The 22570-nt window shown below is 73.1% G+C and carries 22 protein-coding genes; 13 read left to right on the top strand and 9 right to left on the bottom strand.

The window, feature by feature from the left end:
* Positions 1 to 170: 170 nt before the first annotated feature.
* Both ACFC1T_RS32645 and ACFC1T_RS32640 read right to left on the bottom strand, forming a co-directional pair.
* The gene (locus ACFC1T_RS32645; protein ID WP_375894812.1) at positions 171 to 1130 is read right to left on the bottom strand and encodes a DeoR/GlpR family DNA-binding transcription regulator; all 960 of its coding nucleotides are present in this window, start codon (positions 1128 to 1130) and stop codon (positions 171 to 173) included.
* Between the two features lie 235 nt (positions 1131 to 1365).
* Positions 1366 to 2817 (bottom strand): NAD(P)H-quinone dehydrogenase, encoded by a 1452-nt coding sequence (locus ACFC1T_RS32640; RefSeq protein WP_375894713.1) that lies wholly within the window; start codon positions 2815 to 2817, stop codon positions 1366 to 1368.
* A 97-nt stretch (positions 2818 to 2914) separates the two neighbouring features.
* Here ACFC1T_RS32640 and ACFC1T_RS32635 point away from each other — a divergent pair, with 97 nt between their 5' ends.
* The 3 genes from ACFC1T_RS32635 (at position 2915) to ACFC1T_RS32625 (ending at position 6211) form a co-directional block, all read left to right on the top strand.
* The gene (locus ACFC1T_RS32635; RefSeq protein WP_350503464.1) at positions 2915 to 3352 is read left to right on the top strand and encodes a gamma-glutamylcyclotransferase; all 438 of its coding nucleotides are present in this window, start codon (positions 2915 to 2917) and stop codon (positions 3350 to 3352) included.
* A 146-nt stretch (positions 3353 to 3498) separates the two neighbouring features.
* A complete protein-coding gene (locus ACFC1T_RS32630) occupies positions 3499 to 4320 on the top strand; it encodes a purine-nucleoside phosphorylase (RefSeq protein WP_375894710.1) in 822 nt (273 codons plus the stop codon).
* A gap of 166 nt (positions 4321 to 4486) precedes the next feature.
* The gene (locus ACFC1T_RS32625) at positions 4487 to 6211 is read left to right on the top strand and encodes a phospho-sugar mutase (protein ID WP_375894708.1); all 1725 of its coding nucleotides are present in this window, start codon (positions 4487 to 4489) and stop codon (positions 6209 to 6211) included.
* A 99-nt stretch (positions 6212 to 6310) separates the two neighbouring features.
* Here ACFC1T_RS32625 and solA read toward each other — a convergent pair whose 3' ends face one another.
* The 5 genes from solA to ACFC1T_RS32600 all read right to left on the bottom strand — a co-directional run bounded on the left by solA (position 6311) and on the right by ACFC1T_RS32600 (position 11173).
* Positions 6311 to 7471 (bottom strand): N-methyl-L-tryptophan oxidase, encoded by a 1161-nt coding sequence (solA, locus tag ACFC1T_RS32620; RefSeq protein ID WP_375894706.1) that lies wholly within the window; start codon positions 7469 to 7471, stop codon positions 6311 to 6313.
* Positions 7468 to 8412, bottom strand: coding sequence for an EamA family transporter (locus tag ACFC1T_RS32615; RefSeq protein WP_375894703.1), 945 nt, complete (start codon positions 8410 to 8412; stop codon positions 7468 to 7470). The genes solA and ACFC1T_RS32615 overlap by 4 nt, the downstream gene beginning before the upstream one ends.
* The gene (locus tag ACFC1T_RS32610) at positions 8405 to 9271 is read right to left on the bottom strand and encodes a methyltransferase (RefSeq protein WP_375894701.1); all 867 of its coding nucleotides are present in this window, start codon (positions 9269 to 9271) and stop codon (positions 8405 to 8407) included. The genes ACFC1T_RS32615 and ACFC1T_RS32610 overlap by 8 nt, the downstream gene beginning before the upstream one ends.
* A gap of 94 nt (positions 9272 to 9365) precedes the next feature.
* Positions 9366 to 10166 (bottom strand): pyrroline-5-carboxylate reductase, encoded by an 801-nt coding sequence (gene proC / locus ACFC1T_RS32605; RefSeq protein WP_375894698.1) that lies wholly within the window; start codon positions 10164 to 10166, stop codon positions 9366 to 9368.
* A 326-nt stretch (positions 10167 to 10492) separates the two neighbouring features.
* Entirely contained in the window at positions 10493 to 11173 is a 681-nt protein-coding gene (locus ACFC1T_RS32600) for a PH domain-containing protein (protein WP_375894695.1), read from the bottom strand.
* A gap of 248 nt (positions 11174 to 11421) precedes the next feature.
* Between ACFC1T_RS32600 and deoC the strand changes: the two genes are divergently transcribed.
* The 5 genes from deoC to ACFC1T_RS32575 all read left to right on the top strand — a co-directional run bounded on the left by deoC (position 11422) and on the right by ACFC1T_RS32575 (position 16154).
* On the top strand, positions 11422 to 12408 hold the full coding sequence (gene deoC / locus ACFC1T_RS32595) for a deoxyribose-phosphate aldolase (protein ID WP_375894692.1): 987 nt from the start codon (positions 11422 to 11424) through the stop codon (positions 12406 to 12408).
* A gap of 5 nt (positions 12409 to 12413) precedes the next feature.
* A complete protein-coding gene (locus tag ACFC1T_RS32590) occupies positions 12414 to 13895 on the top strand; it encodes an aldehyde dehydrogenase family protein (RefSeq protein ID WP_375894689.1) in 1482 nt (493 codons plus the stop codon).
* Positions 13888 to 14793, top strand: a complete 906-nt coding sequence (locus ACFC1T_RS32585) for an aldehyde dehydrogenase family protein (protein WP_375894687.1) — start codon at positions 13888 to 13890, stop codon at positions 14791 to 14793. The genes ACFC1T_RS32590 and ACFC1T_RS32585 overlap by 8 nt, the downstream gene beginning before the upstream one ends.
* A 213-nt stretch (positions 14794 to 15006) precedes the next feature.
* A complete protein-coding gene (locus ACFC1T_RS32580) occupies positions 15007 to 15414 on the top strand; it encodes a hypothetical protein (RefSeq protein WP_375894685.1) in 408 nt (135 codons plus the stop codon).
* Between the two features lie 101 nt (positions 15415 to 15515).
* On the top strand, positions 15516 to 16154 hold the full coding sequence (locus tag ACFC1T_RS32575; RefSeq protein ID WP_375894683.1) for an ATP-binding protein: 639 nt from the start codon (positions 15516 to 15518) through the stop codon (positions 16152 to 16154).
* 194 nt (positions 16155 to 16348) lie between these two features.
* Here ACFC1T_RS32575 and ACFC1T_RS32570 read toward each other — a convergent pair whose 3' ends face one another.
* On the bottom strand, positions 16349 to 17011 hold the full coding sequence (locus ACFC1T_RS32570) for a SigE family RNA polymerase sigma factor (protein WP_375894809.1): 663 nt from the start codon (positions 17009 to 17011) through the stop codon (positions 16349 to 16351).
* A gap of 586 nt (positions 17012 to 17597) precedes the next feature.
* Between ACFC1T_RS32570 and ACFC1T_RS32565 the strand changes: the two genes are divergently transcribed.
* The 4 genes from ACFC1T_RS32565 (at position 17598) to ACFC1T_RS32550 (ending at position 20921) form a co-directional block, all read left to right on the top strand.
* Positions 17598 to 18275 carry a response regulator transcription factor gene (locus ACFC1T_RS32565; RefSeq protein WP_063349065.1) on the top strand — a complete coding sequence of 226 codons (678 nt, stop codon included), beginning with the start codon at positions 17598 to 17600 and terminating at the stop codon, positions 18273 to 18275.
* A gap of 44 nt (positions 18276 to 18319) precedes the next feature.
* Positions 18320 to 19864 (top strand): ATP-binding protein, encoded by a 1545-nt coding sequence (locus ACFC1T_RS32560; protein WP_375894681.1) that lies wholly within the window; start codon positions 18320 to 18322, stop codon positions 19862 to 19864.
* Positions 19861 to 20175: a hypothetical protein gene (locus tag ACFC1T_RS32555; RefSeq protein WP_375894678.1), complete on the top strand. Its 315-nt coding sequence runs from the start codon at positions 19861 to 19863 to the stop codon at positions 20173 to 20175. Before ACFC1T_RS32560 ends, ACFC1T_RS32555 begins: the two co-directional genes overlap by 4 nt.
* 128 nt (positions 20176 to 20303) lie before the next feature.
* Entirely contained in the window at positions 20304 to 20921 is a 618-nt protein-coding gene (locus tag ACFC1T_RS32550; RefSeq protein WP_375894675.1) for a VanZ family protein, read from the top strand.
* A gap of 179 nt (positions 20922 to 21100) precedes the next feature.
* Here the strand turns inward: ACFC1T_RS32550 and ACFC1T_RS32545 are convergent, their stop codons facing one another.
* A complete protein-coding gene (locus ACFC1T_RS32545) occupies positions 21101 to 21742 on the bottom strand; it encodes a PhzF family phenazine biosynthesis protein (RefSeq protein WP_375894672.1) in 642 nt (213 codons plus the stop codon).
* A gap of 154 nt (positions 21743 to 21896) precedes the next feature.
* Between ACFC1T_RS32545 and ACFC1T_RS32540 the strand changes: the two genes are divergently transcribed.
* On the top strand, positions 21897 to 22436 hold the full coding sequence (locus tag ACFC1T_RS32540; protein WP_375894670.1) for a hypothetical protein: 540 nt from the start codon (positions 21897 to 21899) through the stop codon (positions 22434 to 22436).
* The last annotated feature ends 134 nt before the right edge of the window (positions 22437 to 22570 follow it).

Below are 22570 nucleotides of genomic sequence, written 5' to 3'. Positions count from 1 at the left end.
CGGGGGTGCGGACCGGTCGCGTTTACTCGCCCACTCGCCTCCGGGGCGCTCCGACCCGGTGCCGACGGTCGTCGCTCCGGCGCTCGTGCCTCGCTTGTCGCTCCTCGCTTTCGGCACCGGCGCGCCCCTTCGGCTCGGGGCGGTAGGCCCGCGCGACGGCACGGCCGGGCTCAGCGCCCGCGCGGCAGGCCCATCTCGGCCAGCCGGACCGGCAGCCCGCCGGGGCCGACCGGGCCGCCGCCGTGCGCCCCGGGGCGGCGCTGGCCGGGCAGCGGGGCGCCGCCGGGCGGCGGGACCGGACGACGGCCCAGCGGGCCCGGCTGGGTCTGGTGGACCGGGCCGCTGCCGGTGCCGTGCACGGGGGCGTCGCCGCTCGGCGCGGCCCCGAGCGGCGCCAGGTCGATCTGCACCCCGCAGTCGGCGAGCGCGTCCAGTTCGCGGGCGCAGGCGTCGTCGGCGGTGGCCTGCTCGTCGGTGACCAGCCGGGTGATGGTCTCGGTGGAGACGGTCTGGAACATGCCGGCCGCGCCGAGCTTGGTGTGGTCGGCGAGGACGATGACCTCGGCGGCCGCCAGCACCATGGCCCGGTCCACGCTCGCGGACAGCATGTTCGCGGTCGACAGCCCCCGCTCGGCGGTCAGCCCGCTGCCGGAGATGAAGGCCTTGGTGACCCGCAGCCCCTGCAGGGACTGCTCGGCGCCGCTGCCCACCAGGGCGTAGTTGGAGCCGCGCAAGGTCCCGCCGGTCATCACCACCTCGACCCGGTTGGCGTGCGCCAGCGCCTGGGCGACCAGCAGCGAGTTGGTGACCACCGTCAGCCCGGGCACCCGGGCCAGCCGGCGGGCCAGCTCCTGGGTGGTGGTGCCGGCGCCGACCACCACCGCGTCGCCCTCCTCCACCAGCCCGGCGGCGAGGTCCGCGATGGCGCTCTTCTCCGCCGCGGACAGGTGGGTCTTCTGCGGGTATCCGGGTTCGCGGCTGAAGCCGCCGGGGAGCACCGCGCCGCCGTGCCGGCGGTCGAGGAGCCCTTCTGCCTCCAGCGCCCGCACGTCACGGCGCACGGTCACTTCGGAGGTCTGGACGACGCGGGCCAACTCCCGGAGCGAGACCGCTCCGTTGGCGCGCACCATTTCGAGGATCAACTGGCGACGTTCTGCTGCAAACACAGAACCGACGGTAACCTGCGTGACCGTCTGCTTTCAGGCGTTTGCAGCTGGTAGCGGGAATTGCTCACGCAAGAGCGGCGCGTGACCGTACAATACGCGCCGTCAACAACCCGGAACTGCGCCCGCCGTCCGGGTGACGATCATGCCTGCGCGAAGGGCGGCCGCCGACCGGCAGCCGCCCCAACTGTGCGCCTTGAGCTCAGGATTCGCCGCCGGCCCGCTTCCGGACGTGCAGCTGCCGGGCGGCCTCGGCGGTCGAGCCGGAGACCGACGGGTAGACGGTGAAGGCGCTGGCCACCTGTTCGACCGTCAGATTGGCGTCCACCGCGAGCGCGATCGGGTGGATCAGCTCGCTGGCCCGCGGGGCGACCACGACGCCGCCGACCACGATGCCGGTGCCCGGGCGGCAGAACAGCTTCACGAAGCCGTCCCGGATGCCCTGCATCTTCGCCCGCGGGTTGCCGCGCAGCGGCAGCTTGACCACGACGGCGTCCATCTTCCCGCACTCCACGTCGGCGGCGGTGTAGCCGACGGTGGCGATCTCCGGGTCGGTGAAGACGTTGGAGGCCACGGTCTTGAGGTTCAGCGGCTGCACCGCATCGCCCAGCGCGTGGTACATCGCGATCCGGCCCTGCATGGCCGCCACCGAGGCGAGCATGAAGACGCCGGTGCAGTCGCCGGCCGCGTACACGCCCGGGGCGCTGGTGCGGGAGACCCGGTCGACCTGGATCTGGCCCCAGTCGTTGAGCTTGACCCCGGCCTCCTCCAGGCCCATCTCGGCCGTGTTGGGGATCGAGCCGACCGCCATCAGGCAGTGGGTGCCCTCGATCACCTTGCCGTCGGAGAGGGTCACCTCGACCCGGTCGCCGATCCGCTTGGCGCTCTCGGCGCGCGAACGGCTCATCACGTTCATGCCGCGGCGGCGGAAGACCTCCTCCAGCACCTCGGCGGCGTCCGGGTCCTCGCCCGGCAGCACCCGGTCGCGGCTGGACACCAGGGTGACCTTGGAGCCGAGCGCCTGGTACGCGCCGGCGAACTCGGCACCGGTCACACCGGAACCGACCACGATCAGCTCGCGGGGCAGCTCCTCCAGGTCGTACACCTGGGTCCAGGTGAGGATCCGCTCGCCGTCCGGCTTGGCGTCCGGCACCTCGCGCGGGTGGGCGCCGGTGGCGATCAGCACCGCGTCGGCGCGCAGCGACTGCACGCTGCCGTCGGGGCCGTCCACCAGCACCTCGCGGGAGCCGTCCACGGCCTGCCCGCCGGCGCCGAGCCGGCCGCGCCCGCGCAGCACGGTGACCCCGGCGCGGGTGACGGACTGGGTGATGTCGTGGGACTGCGCGATCGCCAGGCGCTTCACACGGCGGTTGACCTTGCCCAGGTCGACGCCGATGACCTTGGACTCCCGCCCCTCGGCGGCGCCCTGGTCGACGGTGATGCCCAGCTCCTCGTACGAGCTGTCGAAGGTGGTCATCACCTCCGCGGTCGCGATCAGGGTCTTCGACGGCACGCAGTCCGTGAGCACCGCCGATCCGCCCAGACCGTCGCGGTCGACGACGGTCACCTCCGCGCCGAGCTGAGAGGCCACCAGGGCCGCCTCGTAGCCGCCGGGTCCGCCACCGATGATCACGATCCGAGTCACGTACCCCATTGTCCCGCACGCCGGGAGCGGCGCCACAAGGGGGTCCGCGCTCGATCTCTTCATCCACTCGCCCCGCCCCGTGGGCCGACCGGGCTACGCTGCACCCATGCCCCTTTACGCCGCGTATGCCACCAACCTCGATGCCCGGCAGATGACCCGCCGAGCCCCGCACTCCCCGCTGCGCGGCACGGGGTGGCTGGACGGCTGGCGGCTCACCTTCGGCGGCGAGCAGCTCGGCTGGGAGGGCTCGCTGGCCACCGTCGTGGAGGACGAGAAGGACCAGGTCTTCGTCTCCCTCTACGACATCGCGCCGATGGACGAGGAGGGCCTGGACCGCTGGGAGGGCGTCCAGCTCGGCATCTACCGCAAGATCAAGCTGCGGGCGCAGACCCTGGACGGCGACATCCCGGTCTGGACGTACGTGCTCAACGACTACGAGGGCGGCCTGCCCGCGGCCCGCTACCTCGGTCTGATCGCCGACGCCGCGGAGAGCGCCGGGGCCCCGCACGACTACGTGATGGAGCTGCGCCGGCGGCCGTGCTGACCGCCGGTCCTCTTTCCGTACGAATCGACGAACCCGGTCACCCGAAAGCGCCACCGAGCTGTGTTTTCGGGCCAACCGGGTAACGATCCGGCATGCCGCGGGCGAATTTCTACGCGCGTAGCCGAAAGCCGTCTATCCTCGGACCCGTGAACGCTTCTCCTCAGTCGGTCGTCTCCGCCGACCCCTACGCCGCCGCCCAGGCCGCCGCCGAGCGCCTGCGCGAGCTGACCGGTGCCGAGCGGCACGACGTCGCCCTGGTGATGGGCTCCGGCTGGGTGCCGGCCGCCGACGCCCTGGGCGAGACCGTGGCCGAGTTCCCGGTCACCGACCTCCCGGGCTTCCCCGCCCCCGCCGTGGCCGGCCACGCCGGCAAGATCCGCTCGGTGAAGATCGGCGACAAGCGCGCCCTGATCTTCCTGGGCCGCAACCACTACTACGAGGGCCACGGCGTCGCCACCGTCGTCCACGGCGTGCGCACCGCCGCCGCGGCCGGCTGCGGGATCATCGTGCTGACCAACGGCTGTGGCGGTCTGCGCCAGGGCTGGACCCCGGGTCAGCCGGTCCTGATCAGCGACCACATCAACCTGACCGCGGACTCCCCGATCGTCGGCGCCAACTTCGTCGACCTCACCGACCTGTACTCCAAGCGCCTGCGCGCCCTGTGCCACGAGGTCGACCCGAGCCTGGACGAGGCCGTCTACGTCCAGTTCCGCGGCCCGCACTACGAGACCCCGGCCGAGGTCAACATGGCCCGGGTGATCGGCGGCGAGCTGGTCGGCATGTCCACCACGCTGGAGGCCATCGCCGCCCGCGAGGCCGGCTCCGAGGTGCTCGGCATCTCCCTGGTCACCAACCTGGCCGCCGGCATCACCGGCGAGCCGCTCAACCACGAAGAGGTCCTGGAGGCCGGCAAGGCCTCGGCCGAGCGCATGGGCGAGCTGCTGGCGAAGGTCCTGGAGCGGATCTGACGCCTGCCGGGCGCAGAATCATGAACGACGGGGCCCACGGGCGGCGTGATCCGCTGATCACGCCATCCCGGGGGCCCCGTCCGCATGTGCACACCTCTTCTACTCCCCTTTGCGTGGAACCCTCCGGCCGTCACCCGACGCACTTCCCGATGGAGCAGGCAAGAACATGACGCAGGCACCTACCACCGACCTCCTCGCCCGGGCCCGCACCTGGCTGGCCGAGGACCCCGACCCGCAGACCCGCGAGGAGCTCGCCGCCCTGCTCGCCCGGGCCGAGGGCGCGGAGGCCCAGGAGGACAACACGCTCGCCTGGGCCGAGCTCGCCGAGCGCTTCTCCGACCGCCTCCAGTTCGGCACCGCCGGGCTGCGCGGCGAGCTCGGCGCCGGCCCGATGCGGATGAACCGCGCCGTGGTGATCCGGGCCGCCGCCGGCCTGGTCGCGTACGTGAAGCAGCAGGGCCTCGGCGACCTCGTGGTGATCGGCTACGACGCCCGGCACAAGTCGTACGACTTCGCCCGGGACACCGCCGCCGTGGTGGTCGGGGCCGGTCTGCGCGCCGCGCTGCTGCCGCGCCCGCTGCCGACCCCGGTGCTCGCCTTCGCCGTCCGCCACCTGGGCGCGGCCGCCGGCGTGACCGTCACCGCCAGCCACAACCCGCCGCAGGACAACGGCTACAAGGTCTACCTGGGCGACGGCTCGCAGATCGTCCCGCCGGCCGACGCCGGGATCGCCGCCGAGATCGACGCGATCGGGTCGCTGGACGACGTCCCGCGCGCCGGGGAGGGCTGGGAGGTGCTCGGCGAGGACGTCGTCGACGCCTACCTGACCCGGGCCGTCTCGATCGTCGACGAGCACAGCCCGCGCGAGCTGGACGTGGTCTACACCCCGATGCACGGCGTCGGCCGCGACACCCTGGTCGCCGCCTTCCGCCGGGCCGGCTTCCCCGCGCCGACCGTGGTCGCCGAGCAGGCCGAGCCCGACCCGGACTTCCCGACCGTGGCCTTCCCCAACCCGGAGGAGCCGGGGGCGATGGACCTCGCCTTCCGCACCGCCGCCGCGGTCGGCCCGGACATCGTGATCGCCAACGACCCGGACGCCGACCGCTGCGCGGTGGCCGTCCCGGTCAACGGCAACGCCGTGGGCAGCGGCAACGGCACCTCCGGCTGGCGGATGCTGCGCGGCGACGAGGTCGGCGCGCTGCTGGGCTCCGCGCTGGTCGCGAAGAAGGCCGAGGGCACCTTCGCCACCACCATCGTCTCCGCCACCCTGCTCGGCCGGATCGCCGAGGCCGCCGGCCTGGGCTACGCCGAGACGCTGACCGGCTTCAAGTGGATCTCCCGCGCCGAGGGCCTGCGCTACGGCTACGAGGAGGCGCTCGGCTACTGCGTCGACCCGCAGGGCGTCCGGGACAAGGACGGCATCACCGCCGCCCTGCTGGTCGCCGAGCTGGCCGCGACGCTCAAGCGGTCCGGCCGCACGCTGACCGACCTGCTGGACGACCTGGCGCTGGAGCACGGCCTGCACGCCACCGACCAGCTGTCCGTCCGGGTGCAGGACCTCTCGCTGATCGCCGACGCCATGCGCCGGCTGCGCGAGCAGCCGCCGACCGTCCTGGCCGGACTGACCGTCACCCGCGCCGACGACCTCTCGGCCGGCTCCGCCGAGCTGCCGCCCACCGACGGCCTGCGCTACTACCTGGCCGGCGAGACCGTGCGCTCGGCCCGGATCGTGGTCCGTCCCTCCGGCACCGAGCCCAAGCTCAAGTGCTACCTGGAGGTCGTCCTCCCGGTCGGCAGCGCGGCCGAGCTGGCCGCCGCCCGGGAGCGGGCCGCCGGGCTGCTCGCCGACATCAAGCGGGACCTCGGCGCCGCCGCCGGCATCTCCGCCTGACCCCGTCGCGGGGGGGGGGGGCCCCCCCCCCCCCCGGGGGGGGGGGGGCCCCCCCCGCCCGGGGGGGGGGGGGGCCCCCCCCCCCGCGTCCGGGGGAGGTCAGCGGTCGCCGGCCGCTCCCGCGCCGAACCGGTCGCCCGCGAAGGGCGCCAGGTCGACCGGCGCGGGCTCGCCCAGCGCCAGGGCGGCCGCGCACTCGCCCACCGCGGGGGCGAACTTGAACCCGTGCCCCGAGCAGGCCGAGGTGTGGACGATCCGCGGGTCCGCCGGCGAGCGGTCGATGATGAAGCTGCCGTCCGGGGTCAGGGTGTAGTAGCAGTAGCGCGCCCGGGGTGCCTCCGGCTGGACGCCGGTGAAGATCCGGGCCACCATCCGGGCCATCTCCTCCCGCTCCTGCGCCGAGACCTCGCGGCGCGCCAGGTCGGTCGGGTCCCCGGGCGTCTGCTGGCGGTTGTGGAAGCCGATCTTGACCTCGCGGCCGCCCTCGCCCCACTCGGGCACGCCGTAGACGACCTGTCCGTCGGCGCTCTCGTACAGGAAGGCCGGGAAGCCCTCGGTGCCCAGCTTCGGGTCCGCCCGGAACCAGTAGACCGGGACCCGCATCGGGCTCAGGTGCCGCGCCGTGGACGGTGCGAGCGGTCCCTTCATCCAGGGGCCGGTCGCGACGACGACGGCGTCGCAGGAGAGCGTCCCGCCGGAGCGCAGCCGTACGGTCACGCCGCTGGCGGCCGACCGCAGGTCCACCACCTCCTCGCCGAAGCGGATCGCGGCGCCCCGGCGGACCGCCTCGTCGATCATCGCCAGCCGGGCGCGGTTGGCCAGGACGGTGTAGGCGCCGGGTTCGTACAGCGCCTTCATGTCGGCGCCGACGCCGAACCACGGGAAGCGCCCGTTGAGCTGCTCGGCGTTCCAGACCTCGTGCGCGATGCCGCCGGTCTCCGCGGTCTGCCGGCTGAGGTCCACCACGCCGCTGGACTCGGCCCCGACGAAGACCCCGCCGGTGCGCATCAGCAGGGTGTCCCCGTACGCGGCCTCCAGGTCCGTCCACCGCTCGTGGGCGCGCTCCAGCAGCGGGAGGTAGTCGGTCCCCTCCCAGTAGGCCCGCCGGAAGATGCGGGTCTCGCCGTGGGAGGAGCCGAAGCGGTGCGTCGGGCCGTGGGCGTCGACGGCGAGCACCCGCGCGCCCCGTTCGGCCAGTGCCTGGGCCGCCGCCGCGCCGAACACCCCCAGGCCGATGACCAGTACGTCGCCCGTTCTCACAGCCGTACCCCCTTCTCGACCGGTGCCGCGACCGGCCCGGACTGCGGACGCGCCCGGCGGACGCGCAGCGCCGATTCGATGACGATGGAGACCAGTGACAGCCAGACCACGGCGAAGCAGATCAGCGTGTTGGCGGACGGCCGCTGGTGGTACCAGACCAGCGCGACGACGAGCTGGGTCGTCGGCAGCACGTACTGGATGAACCCCGTCGCGGTCAGGCTGACCTTCTTCGCGCCGAAGGCGATCAGCCACAGCGGTGTGACGGAGACCAGGCCGCACACCGCGAGCAGCACGAAGTCCGTGTGCCCGGCGGACGGCCCCGGGTCGAGCGAGTAGCCCGTGGTGAGGACGGCGATCCCGATGCCGAGCGCCAGCAGGGCCGTCTCCAGGGTCAGCCCGGTGACCGGGTCGGCGGTGGTGAGCTTCTTGAGGAAGGTGTACACCCCCCACGTCAGGCCGATCGTGACGTACACCCACCAGTCGAGCTCGGTGCTGCGCACGATGAGCAGCACGACGCCCAGCAGGCACAGGCCGAGCGCGACGCGGCGCAGCCGTCCGAGCGGTTCGCCCATCACCAGCGTCCCGAGGACGACGGTGACCGCCGGGGCGATGAGGTAGCCGAGGCCGGTCTCGATGACCCGCCCGTGGATCGAACCCCAGATGAAGGTGAGCCAGTTGATGCAGACCAGCACCGCCGCGGTCAGGTGCACCAGCACCAGCCTCGGGGTGGCGGCCGTGCGGGCGGCGGCCCGGAACCGCCCCAGCAGCGCGAGCGCACCGCACAGCGTCACCAGCGACACCAGGATGCGGTAGCCGAGCAGCGTCTCCGGCGGCACGTGCGCCAGGGCCCGCCAGAACAGCGAGGACGAGCCGAGGATGACGTTGGCGACCGCGATCGCGGCCAGGCCCGCCGGAGCGCCCCGGCCGCGTACGCTACCCATCCGCCCGCCTCTCCCCCCGGCGGGCCAGGCGGCATTCGACGATCTCGTACGACCAGTAGAGGGTCCCGTCGCCGGCGATGCTGAAGGCCGCGCCGTGGTGCTCCTTCCAGTGGTGGAACTCCCTGGTCAGCACCTGTCTGGAGGCGTGCCACTCCCTGGTGTACAGGAACAGCGGGAAGCTGTGCCGCTCGATCAGCCGGAACTCCAGAGGGCCGGCGCTGCCCGCCGGCCCGCCGAGTCGGCGGAGCACGTCCTGGATGCCCGTCATGGAGTTGAGGCCGATGACGGCGCGCCCGGTGTCGGTCAGGTGGTGCGGGAGGTCGCGCAGGAAGCCGAGGAGGACCTCCTCCCCGGAGAACATGGCCGACAGTTCGAGATCGGCGAGCCCCTGCTGCCGCAGTTCGCGCCGGCAGTCCGCGGACGGGGTGCGCCAGCCGGGCGGGTTGAAGACGACGAGGTCGAACCTGCGGTCCGCGGCCGGGCTCTGGAACAGGCTGCCCGCGTCGTACCGGACGATCCGGTCGCCGAAGTTGAGCTGCTCGTTCTCCGCGGCGGTCTTCAACGCGGGGATCGACACGTCCGTCGCCACGATGTCGCGGGCGCCCAGGCTGCGCATCAGCAGGGCCAGGGCCCCGCTGCCGGTGCCCATGTCGAGGACCGAACCGCCCAGGACGGACCGGTCGAGGGTGCGCACCAGGACGTCTCCGAGGCTCAGCCCGGCGGGGCTGACCTTGAAGACGCCTTGGCGGTCCTGGAGTCGGAGGCTGTGCCCGAGGCCGAAGTACACCTCGTAGTGCTCCTCGGAATGCACCGCCGCGGTTCTGTCGCCGGGATTGTGCTGCCGGATCACGCCCAGCATGATTCCCCCTCCAATGGAATTCTCGGTCGAGTTCTCGGCCGGCTCCCCGGCCGCACCGCATTCACCGGGGCGGCGGCCGCCGTGGCACGCGCATTCACCGGCCGATTCCGCCCAGTTCACGCGAACGGTCGGCGGAGCGGGTCAAACCCCCCACGAGCACGCCTTGCAGCCCCAGCTCCTGGAAATGGAAGATTCCCTGTTCGGTCGTTCCCCCCGGGGTCATGACCTGTCGGCAGAGCTCCTCGGGAGAGTGCTCGGTCGAATCCAGGAGTTCCGCGGTGCCGCGCAGTACCTGGGTGGTCATCGACCGGGCCTGGGCCCGGTCGAACCCGGCGGTGACGGCGAAGTCGATGAACGCCCCGGCGATGTGCGCGACGAAGGCCGGTCCACCGCCGCAGAGCGCGGTGGCGTCGTCGATGAGGGCCTCGTCGCGCACGGTGAGGGCCCGGCCGATCGAGGACAGCAGCCGTTCGGCGGTCCGCACGTCGGCCACCGGCACGGTGGCGCCGGGGCACAGCACGGTCATGCCCTGCGCGACCTCGGACGGCGTGTTGGGAATCGCCCGGACGACCCGGTCGGTGCGCAGCAGTGCCGTCATGGCCGCGATGCTCACCCCGGCCATCACGGAGATGACCAGGGCCCCCTCGAACGCCCCCGCCTCCTGGTCGGCCGCGAACCCCTCGAAGGCCTGCGGCTGGATGGCGAGGACCACGGCGTCGCCGGGCTGCGGGCGGTACCGGACGACGGGTTCCAGGCCGAATTCCGCGTGCACCAGGCGCGCCCGGGATTCGGCCGTCTCCACGATTTCGAGCGGAAGGTCCGGAGTTCTCTTCAGGAGTCCGGAAATGATGGCGGTGCCCATGTGCCCGGCACCGATGACGACGACCCGGTCCACGCCGGTTGTCAGACTTTCCCCACTGGTCACATTTCCCCCACTGTCAACGGGCGTCACTCTGGACGCACCAAGCGACGGTCATCACGAATGTGCCTTTTCGGAAGCTTTACAACACCCGCGCCAGCCTATTTATGTGATCATGGACCGACAAGGGACCAAAGGCGGATGGACCGGACAGTTTTTACGACCGTACAAAAACCCATTCGACGGTCGGGCCGCACCACCGCGCCGCCCCTCGCCGTACGTCCGCCTCACCCCTCGCCGCACCTCCCCCAACGCGAAGGAGCCCGCCGTTTCCGGCGGGCTCCTTCGTGGTGCGGTCGTCGTCAGACCGCGATCACCGTGATCAGCGCGACCAGGCCGAGCAGCGCCGGGACGATCACCCACCAGCACCAGCGGACGACCACCGGGCCGGCGGCGTCGGGCCGGCGGCCGTTGCGCTCGGCCATCCCCTGGAGGACGTCGGTCACCTGGTCGGACCAGGCCCGGGTCGGGTCCGAGGACCCCTGGACGACCGGGTTGGTCCGGGCGGCGAGGCCCAGCCCCAGGCCCGTCCGGGAGGCGTGCTCGGCGTTGCCGCGGCTCAGCGCCCGGTTGGCCCGCTTGCGCTGGCGCAGCGACACCGGGACGGCCCACACCTGGTACTTCTTCTCGCCGGACAGCAGCTCGACCGAGTACCCGGCCCGCAGCGCGTCGACCGAGGCCCAGGGGACGGTGATGGTGCGCCAGGGGTTGCGGACCACCAGGCGCCGGCTGTCGGCGAACACCGCCGGGCGCAGCGTGTAGGCGATCACCGGGAGGGCGAACACCGGCAGCGCCGCGAGCGCGACGTACGGGGTCCTGCCGGTGCCGGTCACCGCCGCGTCGCCGATCAGCCAGGCGGCGACGGCGAGCAGGAACACTCCGGAGATCACGCCGGGGACGGAGCGGTACACGCGGTCCGCGTACTCGGGGTCCCCGTCGGGGGCGGCCGGGCCCTGGTGGGGCTTGCCGTCGGATTCGGTCATGGCGTCGATTCTGCCCCATGCACCCCTCACCAGCGGGTCTCGGTCCGGCCACGAATGGCGCCCCGACCCCGGCCGGGGCGCACCCCGATCGGCACCCCGATCGGCACCCTGGCCGGCACCCCCGGCCCGGCCGGGCCGCGGCCGGGCGGCCCCGTTCGGCCGAGGTCTCGGTCCGGCCACGAAAGGCCACCGGAAAGGTGGGCGCTCTAGCGGTCGGCTACGCGCGTAGATATGCTGGTCTGGTGACTATGTCCACTGTTGCAGCCAATGCCCCCGGCGTTGCGGGCAGCGGCCTCGCGGACGTTGCGGCGTCCGAGGCCTCGCTCCGCCGCTTCCTGCACGGCCTGCCCGGCGTCGACCAGGTCGGCCTCGAAGCCCGCGCCGCGTCCCTCGGGACCCGCTCGATCAAGACCACGGCGAAGGCCCGCGCCATCGACCTGGCGATCTCCATGATCGACCTGACCACGCTCGAGGGCGCGGACACGGTCGGCAAGGTGCGCGCCCTGTGCGCCAAGGGCAGGACCCCCGACCCGACCGACCCGACCACCCCGCGCGTCGCCGCCATCTGTGTCTACCCGGACATGGTCGCCACCGCGAAGGACGCCCTGCGGGGCACCGACATCCAGGTCGCCTCCGTGGCCACCGCCTTCCCGGCCGGCCGCGCCGCCCTCCCGGTCAAGCTCGCCGACACCGCCGACGCGGTGGCCGCGGGCGCCGACGAGATCGACATGGTGATCGACCGGGGCGCCTTCCTCTCCGGCCGCTACTTCGACGTCTTCAACGAGATCGTCGCCGTCAAGGAGGCGTGCAAGCGCGCCGACGGCAGCTACGCCCACCTCAAGGTGATCTTCGAGACCGGCGAGCTGCAGACCTACGACAACGTCCGCCGGGTCTCCTGGCTGGCGATGCTGGCCGGCGCCGACTTCATCAAGACCTCCACCGGCAAGGTCGCCGTCAACGCGACCCCGCCGGTCACCCTGCTGATGCTGGAGGCGGTCCGCGACTTCCGCGCCGCCACCGGCGTCCAGGTCGGCGTGAAGCCGGCCGGTGGCATCAAGACCACCAAGGACGCCATGAAGTACCTGGTGATGGTCAACGAGACCCTCGGCGACGACTGGCTGAGCCCGCACTGGTTCCGCTTCGGCGCCTCCAGCCTGCTCAACGACCTGCTGATGCAGCGCCAGAAGCTCGCCACCGGCCGCTACTCCGGCCCCGACTACGTGACGGTGGACTGATCACCATGGCCAAGAAGAAGAACATCGAGGAGCCCGCGGCCCAGCCGGCCGGAGGCCTCTTCACCTACGCCCCGGCCCCGGAGTCCCCCGCCGCCGCCGGCGACATCGCGACCTCGTACGGCCACTTCATCGGCGGCGAGTTCGTCGACTCCTCCGGCAGCGAGGCCCTCAAGACGGTCAACCCGGCCACCGAGCAGGTGCTCGCCGAGTTCGCCCAGGGCACCGACGAGGACGTGGACCGCGCCGTCGCCGCCGCCCGCAAGGCCTTCGCCGACTGGTCGGCGCTGCCGGGCAGCGAGCGCGCCAAGTACCTGTTCCGGATCGCCCGGATCATCCAGGAGCGCGCCCGCGAGCTGGCCGTGCTGGAGTCGATGGACAACGGCAAGCCGATCCGCGAGACCCGCGACTTCGACATCCCGACCGTCGCCGCCTGGTTCTTCTACTACGCGGGCTGGGCGGACAAGCTCGACTACGCCGGCTACGGCGCCAACCCGCGCCCGCTGGGCGTGGCCGGCCAGGTCATCCCGTGGAACTTCCCGCTGATGATGCTGGCGTGGAAGATCGCGCCCGCCCTGGCGACCGGTAACACCGTCGTCCTCAAGCCGGCCGAGACCACCCCGCTGACCGCGCTGCGCTTCGCCGAGATCTGCCGCCAGGCCGGTCTGCCGAAGGGCGTCGTCAACATCGTCACCGGTGACGGCCGCACCGGCGCCGCGCTCACCGCGCACCCGGACGTCAACAAGGTCGCCTTCACCGGCTCCACCCCGGTCGGCCGGGCGATCGCCAAGCAGCTGGCCGGCAGCCGCAAGAAGCTGTCGCTGGAGCTGGGCGGCAAGGCCGCCAACATCGTCTTCGACGACGCGCCGATCGACCAGGCGGTCGAGGGCATCGTCAACGGCATCTTCTTCAACCAGGGCCACGTCTGCTGCGCCGGCTCCCGCCTGCTGGTCCAGGAGTCGATCCAGGACGAGCTGCTGGACGCCCTCAAGCGCCGGATGGGCACCCTGCGGGTCGGTGACCCGCTGGACAAGAACACCGACATCGGCGCGATCAACTCGGCCGCCCAGCTGGCCCGGATCACCGAGCTGACCGCGGCCGGCGAGGCCGAGGGCGCCGAGCGCTGGTCGCCGGAGTGCGAGCTCCCGGGCACCGGCTTCTGGTTCAGGCCGACCCTGTTCACCGGCGTCAGCCAGGCCCACCGGATCGCCCAGGAGGAGATCTTCGGCCCGGTCCTGTCGGTGCTGACCTTCCGCACCCCCGACGAGGCGGTCCAGAAGGCCAACAACACCCCGTACGGCCTCTCCGCCGGCATCTGGACGGAGAAGGGCTCGCGCATCCTCTGGACGGCCAACCGGCTCAAGGCGGGTGTGGTCTGGGCCAACACCTTCAACAAGTTCGACCCGACCTCGCCGTTCGGCGGTTTCAAGGAGTCGGGTTACGGCCGCGAGGGTGGCCGCCACGGTCTGGAGGCCTACCTCGATGTCTGACACGACCTTCGCGCGTCTTGACGTCCTCAAGACCTACAAGCTGTACGTCGGCGGGAAGTTCCCGCGCTCCGAGAGCGGGCGGGTGTACGAGGTGACCGACTCGAAGGGCGAGTGGCTCGCCAACGCCCCGCTGGGTACCCGCAAGGACACCCGCGACGCCGTCCTGGCCGCCCGCGCGGCGGTCAAGGGCTGGGCCGGCACCACCGCGTACAACCGCGGCCAGGTGCTCTACCGGGTGGCCGAGATGCTGCAGGGCCGGCGCGAGCAGTTCGCCGCCGAGGTGGCCGTCTCCGAGGGCATCGGCCCGAAGAAGGCCGCCGCGCTGGTGGACGCCGCGATCGACCGCTGGGTCTGGTACGCGGGCTGGACGGACAAGGTCGCCCAGATCGCGGGCGGCGCCAACCCGGTCGCCGGGCCGTACTTCAACCTCTCCACCCCGGAGCCGACCGGCGTGGTCGGGATCGTCGCCCCGCAGGCCGGGTACGGGCACTCGATGCTCGGCCTGGTCTCGGTGATCGCCCCGGCGATCGCCACCGGCAACACGGTCGTGGTCGCGGCCGCCGCGGACGCCCCGCTGCCCGCGCTGTCGCTGGGCGAGGTGCTGGCCACCTCGGACCTCCCGGGCGGCGTGGTCAACATCATCTCGGGCCGGACCGCGGACATCGCCCCCACCCTGGCCTCGCACCAGGACGTCAACGCGCTGGACCTCACCGGCGCCGTCGCCGCCGACGGCCCCGGCGCGGCGACCGCGCTGGAGGCCGCCGCCGCCGATACCCTGAAGCGGGTGGTCCGTCCGGAGCTGGACCCGTTCGCCCAGGACTGGACGGATGCGCCCGGTACCGACCGGCTACTCTCCTTCCTGGAGACGAAGACGGTCTGGCACCCGATGGGGATCTGACCCTCCGTCGGTTCCGCGTCACAACTCCACAGACTGGCCGTCCCCAGCGCCCTCTCCCCCCCCAGGGCCCGGACGGTCATTGGACGGACCCGCACCTCTCCCCCCCTGGTGCGGGTCCGTCGACTTTCGTCACCGCCCGCGCGACTTTCGGCGCTCGCCGTGCGTGTGCGTCCGGACCAGAATCCCCGGTACCGACACCACCGAGGAGGCGCCGTGGGAGAGTTGATCGCCGAGCTGATGCCGCTGCTGACGGACGGGTTCGTCCGCCGCTGGCACGTCGCGCGGGTCCGCCGCCGCCTGGCCGCCGGGAAGCCCGCCCGACTGCCCTGCTCCGCCCGGTCCGACCGGCCGGGCTGGCAACACCGCTACACCAACGGCAGGTTGGACGTCACCCCGGGTGCCGCCGCGGTCACCTTCCGCGCCCGCGGGGCCCGCCCGCTCGAACTGCCCACCGGGGGCACCTTCCACGAGCCCGAGCCCGACACCTGGCACTCCCAGGACTGGGCCGCCACCGGCTACCAGCCGCCCGGCGGCGGGCGCCAGGTGTACCTCCAGCTCGACAGCCGCTACCTGCCGGCGCTCCACCTCGCCCTCGTCGGCCCCGACTTCCGGACGGCGTGACGGAGGGCGAGGCCGGAAGGTGCCGGCCGGAAGGCGCTGGCCGGAAGGTGTGATGCAGAACGGTTTCGGCAACCGGCCGGGATGCGTCAGACTGGTGTCCCGTGAGTGACTCCCCCATGAATCCCGTCCCGACGGCCCACGCCCGGGTGATCCTGCTCTCCGGGCCCTCCGGATCGGGGAAGTCCTCGCTGGCCGAACGCAGCGGCCTCCCGGTGCTCCAGCTGGACGACTTCTACAAGGACGGGGACGACCCCACCCTCCCCCGGCTGCCCGACGGCGCCGTGGACTGGGACTCCCCGCTCGCCTGGCACCGCGACCAGGCCGTCGCCGCCATCCGCGCGCTGTACGAGCGCGGGCGCACCGAGGTGCCGGTGTACTCGATCCCGGACAACGGCCGGATCTCCACCCGCGCCCTGGACCTGGACGGCGCCACCGCGTTCATCGCCGAGGGCATCTTCGCCGCCGAGATCGTCACCGAGTGCACCGCCGAGGGCCTGCTCGGCGACGCCCTGTGCCTGCGCAACGGCGCGCTCACCACGGCCTGGCGCCGACTGCGCCGGGACGTCCGGGAGGGCCGCAAGTCGCTGCCGGTGCTGCTGCGCCGGGGCTTGCGACTGATGCGGGCCGAGCGGGCCATCGTCGGACGGCAGGTCGAGCTGGGCTCGTACCCGTGCGCCGGGCCGGAGGCGGAGCGGCGGGTCCGCGCCGCCTCCGGGCGGCGGGAGCTGACGGCGGTCTGAGCCGCGCCGGGCGGGACCGCCCGAGGACGTACGACGACGGGCCCGGTGCGTCTCCCCCGCACCGGGCCCGTCGCCCACCGAACGGCTTGGGCTCCCCACGAGCGCCGCTCCCCCGAGCCGGCGCCCCCGAACCGCAACCGTCCGCTACCCGTCCCCCGACGGGAGTCCTGTCCCCTGCTCCCCGCTCGCCGCCGTCAGGCGACCAGCTCGCCGAACGCCCGGACGGTGTCGCCCGACTTGTTCAGGTGCTCGTCGTCGCGCAGCCGGCGCAGCGCGCGCCAGATGCTGCTCTTGACCGTGCCGACGCTGATCCCCAGCACGTCGGCGATCTCCGGGTCGGTCTTGCCCTCGTAGTACCGCAGCACCAGCATGGTCCGCTGGTTCTCCGGCAGCTTCGCCAGCGCCTGCCAGAGCACGGTGCGCAGCTCGGTGCCGCCCATCGCGTCGGTGTCGCCGGCCGTCTCCGGCAGCTCCTCGGTCGGGTACTCGTTGACCTTGCGGCGCCGCCAGGCGGAGATGTGCAGGTTGGTCATGGTGCGGCGGAGGTAGCCCCCGACCGCGGCCTTGTCGGTGATCCGGCCCCAGGCCCGGTAGGTGCTGAAGAGCGCGCTCTGCAGCAGGTCCTCGGCCTCGTAGCGGTCACCGGTGAGGTGGTACGCCGTGGCGTACAGGGAGGCGCGGCGCTCGCGCACGTACGCGGTGAACTCCGTGATGTGGTCCTCCGCGACGGCCGGGTGCTCCCCCTGCGCGTCTCCCTGTCCCGCCTCGGTGGTGCGGGCCGGCGCGGGGTTCAGCCGCAGCAGCGTCGCACCGGCGGCCCCGCGACCGGCCGGCTCCCCCGAGCCGACCGTCCGCAGACCGTTCTTCCTCTGGTCGCCCCCCCGGGCGTCCGTGCCCTCGACGCGGACGGGGAGGATCCCCCGCAGCGTGAGGGTGTTGCCGGAGTCGGCCGTACTCCCCAGTCGGCCGATCCCGTACAGCTCCCCCGTCCTGCCGCCGCCGCTCACCCGGCGGGCGACAGGGTTTCCACCGGTGCTGTGCGCGCACCCCCGTACGGTCACGGCACCGGAGTTCTCGTCGGTCCTGATCTCGTACCGGGTCCGGTGGGTGGTCGCTGAGGAACGCGCGGTGCGGACAGCCGGGTTGGTCCGGGTCTGAAGCATGGCGTTCATCGTGCGCCCCCTTGGTTCGGTACGAGCGGTTCCTGTTGCCGCCCTCCAGCCGGCCCTTGCGGCCCGCTGTCCTGCGGCGACATGGAAAATCCTGCCCGCCGGTTGTGATGGCGCTGTCCGCCGACTGTCACAGGGGTGTCACAGGGCCGGGCCCTTCGACCCGTTCCTCCTCCCGCCGTTCCGGACGCCGGCGGCCGTCCTTCCGGTTCCCGTACGGGCGGTGACCGGTCCGGGGGGTGATTCGGCGCTCCCGGTGGGCCAAAATGGGGCCGTGCCTTTCCTCCTACTGATCGAGGACGACGACGCCATCCGGACCGGCCTCGAACTCGCTCTCACCCGCCAGGGCCACCGTGTGGCCACCGCCGCCTCCGGCGAGGACGGTCTGAGGCTCTTCAAGGAGCAGCGGCCCGACCTGATCGTGCTGGACGTGATGCTGCCCGGAATCGACGGCTTCGAGGTCTGCCGTCGGATCCGCCGCACCGACCAGCTGCCGATCATCCTGCTCACCGCCCGCTCGGACGACATCGACGTGGTCGTGGGTCTGGAGTCCGGCGCGGACGACTACGTGGTGAAACCGGTCCAGCCGCGCGTGCTGGACGCCAGGATCCGCGCCGTGCTGCGGCGCGGTGAGCGGGAGAGCTCCGACTCCTCCGCGTACGGCACCGTCGTGATCGACCGGGCCGCGATGACCGTCACCAAGGACGGGCAGGACCTCCAGCTCACCCCGACCGAGCTGCGGCTGCTCCTGGAGCTCAGCCGCCGCCCCGGCCAGGCGCTCTCCCGCCAGCAGCTGCTGCGGCTGGTCTGGGAGCACGACTACCTCGGCGACTCCCGCCTGGTGGACGCCTGCGTCCAGCGGCTGCGGGCCAAGGTCGAGGACGTGCCGTCCGCGCCGACCCTGATCCGCACCGTGCGCGGGGTGGGCTACCGACTGGACCCGCCTGCCTGAGCCCCTCGCCCCCTTCCTGAACTCCCGTACGACGACAGGCTCTTGTGACTGACCATCAGCAGACTGCCCGACGGTTCTCGTCCGGCCCGTGGCGACGGCTGCGCTCCTTGCGGGTGCGGCTGATCGCGGTGTTCGCGGCCGTCGCGCTGCTCGCCGCCGTCTCGGCCTCCGGCATCGCGTACTGGCTGAACCGCGACGCGGTGCTCAAGCGCGCCCAGGACACCGCGCTGAACGACTTCCGGGTCTCGCTCAGCCGCAACGTCTCCGACCTGCCGCTGAACGCCAGTTGCCCGGACCTCGCCACGCTGGCCTCCAACGTGGCGAGCTCCGGCCTGTCCTACGACGTGGTCGTGGTCGACCCGGCGCACCCCGAGTGCCCGGCGGTCTCCTCCGCCCCGACGCGCTTCACCCTGGCCGACGTCCCGGCGGCGCTGCAGTCCACCGTCGCCAAGCCGCGCGAGGTCACCGAGAGCAACCCGTACCCGTACCACCTGTACTGGCAGCGGCAGAACCTGGACGGCCGCCCGTTCGTGATCGGCGGCACCAAGGTGCTGCCGAACGGCCCGACGGCGTACATGTTCAAGTCGCTGGAGAACGAACGGGCCGACCTCAACACCCTGGGCTGGTCACTGGCCATCGCGACCCTGCTCGCGCTGATCGGTTCGGCCCTGCTCGCCCAGGCCGCCTCCTCGACCGTGCTGCGGCCGGTCAAGCGGCTCGGGGAGGCCGCCAAGCGGCTCGGCGAGGGCCACCTGGACACCCGGCTGGAGGTCGAGGGCTCCGACGAACTCGCCGACCTGGCCCGGACCTTCAACCGGGCCGCGGAGTCGCTGCACGAGCAGGTCGAGGAGCTGAGCGCGCGCGAGGCGCAGAGCCGGCGGTTCGTCGCCGACATGTCGCACGAGCTGCGCACCCCGCTGACCGCGATGACCGCGGTGACCGACATCCTGGAGGACGAGGCCGAGTCGCTGGACCCGATGATCGAGCCCGCCGTCCGACTCGTGGTGAGCGAGACCAGGCGGCTGTCCGACCTGGTCGAGAACCTGATGGAGGTCACCCGCTTCGACGCCGGCACCGCCAGGCTGGTCGCCGACGAGGTCGACGTCGCCGACCTGATCATGTCCTGCATCGACGGCCGGGCCTGGTACGACGCGGTCGAACTGGACGCCCCGCGCGGCATCCTGGCCGTGGTCGACCCGCGCCGGCTCGACGTGGTCTTCGCCAACCTGATCGGCAACGCGCTCAAGCACGGCGGCTCGCCGGTGCGGGTCAAGGTCCGGCAGTCCGCGGACTCGGTCGTGGTCGAGGTCTCCGACAGCGGCCCCGGCATCCCCGAGGACGTGCTGCCGCACGTCTTCGACCGCTTCTACAAGGCCGACCGCGGCCGGGCCCGCTCGGAGGGCAGCGGCCTGGGGCTGTCCATCGCGATGGCCAACGCCCAGATCCACGGGGGGACCATCACGGCGGCGAACGGGGAGGTCGGCGCGGTGTTCACCCTGACGCTGCCGCTGACCCAACCGCCGTCGCCGTCCGCGGGCGGGACCGAGCTCGGCCCCGCCGGCGACGCCGAGCTCAAGGACGCCACGTGACCGCCCCCACCCGCACCGCCCTGCGCCGCACCGCCGGCGTCCTGCTCCTGCTCGCGCTGGCCTCCGGCTGCGGCATCCGGCCGACCGCCGTACCGGTCGACGCCGGCGCGCCCGCCAGCCGGACGGCCTGCCCGAGCGCCCCGCACATACCGACCGCGCTGGCCACCCCGACCCCGCCCGCCCCGGCCGTCACCCCGTCCCGCGGCGCGGCCAAGGCGAGCCCGAGCCCCTCGCCCACGCCGGTGGTGCCGGGCTCGCCGCCGCCCGACAACGTGTTCGGCGCGGTGCCCACGGCGGCGCCCTGCCGGTAGGGCCCGTCCTCGGGCGAGGCGCCCCCCGTCGACTCCGTCGACCCCGTGTGACGGGAAACGGGGGCGCGCCCCGGAATGTTCACGCCCGGCGTGGAACCGCCGCGCCACCGGCCCACGTCCTTCCCCCCGTGCAGCGAGATGGCACCAGGACACGCGACGAGCGTTCCGGCGCACGGACCGAGAACAGGCCGGCGGCGGGCGTCCACCGTCCCCTCCGGCACGCCGGACTGGCGGGCCTGGCCCTCCACCTGACGCTGGTGCTCTGGCTGGTGCTCAGACCCCTGCCGGTGGCCTGGGTGTACGACGCCAACCTGACGCCGCTGGCCTCGCTCCGCTCCTCCACCCCGTGGCAGGTGGTCGGCGAGTTCCTGCTGCTCGCCCCGCTCGGCGTCCTGCTGCCGCTGGCCGGCGGCCGGGTCCGGGCCCCCTGGCTGCCGTCCTTCCTGCGCACCACCGGTGTGTCCGCCCTGCTGGCGACCGGCCTGGAGTTCCTCTCCTCCTGGACGCCCGGGCACGTGCTCAACGTGGACCACATACTCTTCGCCGTGCTCGGCGTGATGATCGCCCACCTCGCCCTCGTCCCCGGCCTGCGCCGCCTGCTGCGGGAGCACCGGACCGCAGCCCGGGCCCGGCGGGCCGCCGTCCTGGCCGCCCCGCCGGTGGCCGCCGCCGTCACCCCGAAGGTGACCATGGCACCCGCGGCCCGTCCGCGCGCCTACGCGGGCCCCACCCCGCCGGCCGGCTAGGCCCTGTCCGGTCGATCTTGTCGGATCAGCCCGCGGCGGTGGGCGCCCGGCTGGGCGTGCGCCCGGATCGTCCTCGTACTGGGTGTACTCGGGCGATTCGGGCGTGCGGCCAGGCGGGATGCCCGGCGTCGCGGGCCCGGCAAGATCGGCCGGACAGGGCCTAGGCACGCACCACCCGGCTATGCGCGCACCACCCGGCCGCCGACCTCGACCAGCCCGCCCGGCCGCGGACCGGCCAGCAGCTGCGAACCCCGGCCCTGGGTGACGGTCAGCGCCCGCCCGAGCCGGCCGGCCAGCAGCAGGGCCGCCGCACCGGTCGCCTCGTCCTCGTCGATCCCGTCACCCCGGCCCGGGAAGGCCCGCGCCCGGACCGTACCGGCCGCCTCGTCCTGCCAGGCCCAGGCGTACACCCACTCCCCCGGCGGCGGCACCTCCAGCGCCTCCACCTCGGCGGCCGAGCCGTACTGCCGCAAGGTCCGCCCCGGGGCCCACTCCGGCCGGGCCTCGATCCGGGTCAGCCCGCCCTCGCGCCGCACCGGCACCTCCCCGGCGGCGGTCACCAGCCGGTCCACCCCGAGCAGCCAGGCGGCGCCCACGCACGGGTGGCCGGCGAAGGGCAGCCGCACGCTCGGGGTGTAGATGTCGATCTCCCCGCGCTCCGCGTCGTCGACGAACACCGTCTCGCTGAAACCGAGTTCACCGGCGAAGGCCTGCCGCGCCGCCCGCCCCGGAACGGCGGCGCCGTCCCGCACCACACCGAGCGCGTTGCCGTACTGCCCGTCCGGCCCGCAAAAGACCCGCAGCACCTCATAAACAGTCATTTCCCACCTCGTCAATTACCGCTCCGGCGCAGCCGCGACCCGGCGCAACGACACCGTGATGAAAAGGCGACGACGGATGTCGGCCCCCTCCAGTACTGTGCGCTGTCGTCCCCGGACGGTTCCCGTCGTCATTCTCCTCCCACAGGAAATTCCCTTGAACAATCTCGACTTCACCAACGAACCCGGTTTCTCCTGGTACGTCGTTCTGCTGGCGCTCAGCGGCGCCATCATGCTGGTCCTCGGCGTCCTGCCGCTTCGCGGGCTCAAGGTCGGCATGCGGATCCTCAACATCGTGATTGGCCTCGGGTTCGCGGGCTACGCCTACTACCTGGCGTTCGTCTTCGAGGGCGGCACCTACCGGATCTTCTTCCAGGCGCTGATCCTGCCGATCGCGATGATCGTCGCCACGGTGAAGGCCGTCGTCGAGCGCAGCAACGCCAAGAACGCGCCGCCCCAGCCGGTCACGCCGTACACCCCGCACGCGCCGTACAACCCGAACGCCCCGCACGACCCCAACGCCGCCGCCCAGCAGGCCGCGTTCAACCCGAACGCCCCGTACGCCCAGCCGGCCGGGCAGCCGGGTCAGCCGGTGCCGCCGCAGGGCGCCGTGCCGCCCCAGCCGGGCGCGCCGGCGCAGCCCGTGGCGGACAACCCGTACGCCCAGCCGCAGCCGCCGCAGCAGCCGGCCGGCTGAGCCCCGGAACGCCGCGAGGCCCGTGCCCCCCCCCCCTAGGGCGGGGGGGGGCCGGGCGCCGGGGGTGCGGGGGGAGTTTCCCGCGCCCAGGGCGCGCGGGGGGCGGCGGGCGGCGACCACGGGTACGAAGGCCG

The organism is Kitasatospora sp. NPDC056076 (assembly GCF_042266305.1).
Classification (GTDB): Bacteria; Actinomycetota; Actinomycetes; order Streptomycetales; family Streptomycetaceae; genus Kitasatospora.
The sequence above is the reverse complement of the archived record's forward strand: the minus strand, read 5'-3'. Positions and strand labels throughout refer to the sequence as shown.

Bases quoted from the DNA above. Each gene is read 5' to 3' on its own strand.
- ACFC1T_RS32600 (WP_375894695.1), bottom strand. From the start codon at position 11,173: ATGACCGAATCCGACGGCAAGCCCCACCAGGGCCCGGCCGCCCCCGAC.
- ACFC1T_RS32615 (WP_375894703.1), bottom strand. From the start codon at position 8,412: ATGGGTAGCGTACGCGGCCGGGGCGCTCCGGCGGGCCTGGCCGCGATC.
- ACFC1T_RS32585 (WP_375894687.1), top strand. From the start codon at position 13,888: ATGTCTGACACGACCTTCGCGCGTCTTGACGTCCTCAAGACCTACAAG.
- ACFC1T_RS32545 (WP_375894672.1), bottom strand. From the start codon at position 21,742: ATGACTGTTTATGAGGTGCTGCGGGTCTTTTGCGGGCCGGACGGGCAG.
- ACFC1T_RS32610 (WP_375894701.1), bottom strand. From the start codon at position 9,271: ATGCTGGGCGTGATCCGGCAGCACAATCCCGGCGACAGAACCGCGGCG.
- deoC (WP_375894692.1), top strand. From the start codon at position 11,422: ATGTCCACTGTTGCAGCCAATGCCCCCGGCGTTGCGGGCAGCGGCCTC.
- ACFC1T_RS32645 (WP_375894812.1), bottom strand. From the start codon at position 1,130: ATGGTGCGCGCCAACGGAGCGGTCTCGCTCCGGGAGTTGGCCCGCGTC.
- ACFC1T_RS32640 (WP_375894713.1), bottom strand. From the start codon at position 2,817: ATGGGGTACGTGACTCGGATCGTGATCATCGGTGGCGGACCCGGCGGC.
- ACFC1T_RS32635 (WP_350503464.1), top strand. From the start codon at position 2,915: ATGCCCCTTTACGCCGCGTATGCCACCAACCTCGATGCCCGGCAGATG.
- ACFC1T_RS32625 (WP_375894708.1), top strand. From the start codon at position 4,487: ATGACGCAGGCACCTACCACCGACCTCCTCGCCCGGGCCCGCACCTGG.
- ACFC1T_RS32590 (WP_375894689.1), top strand. From the start codon at position 12,414: ATGGCCAAGAAGAAGAACATCGAGGAGCCCGCGGCCCAGCCGGCCGGA.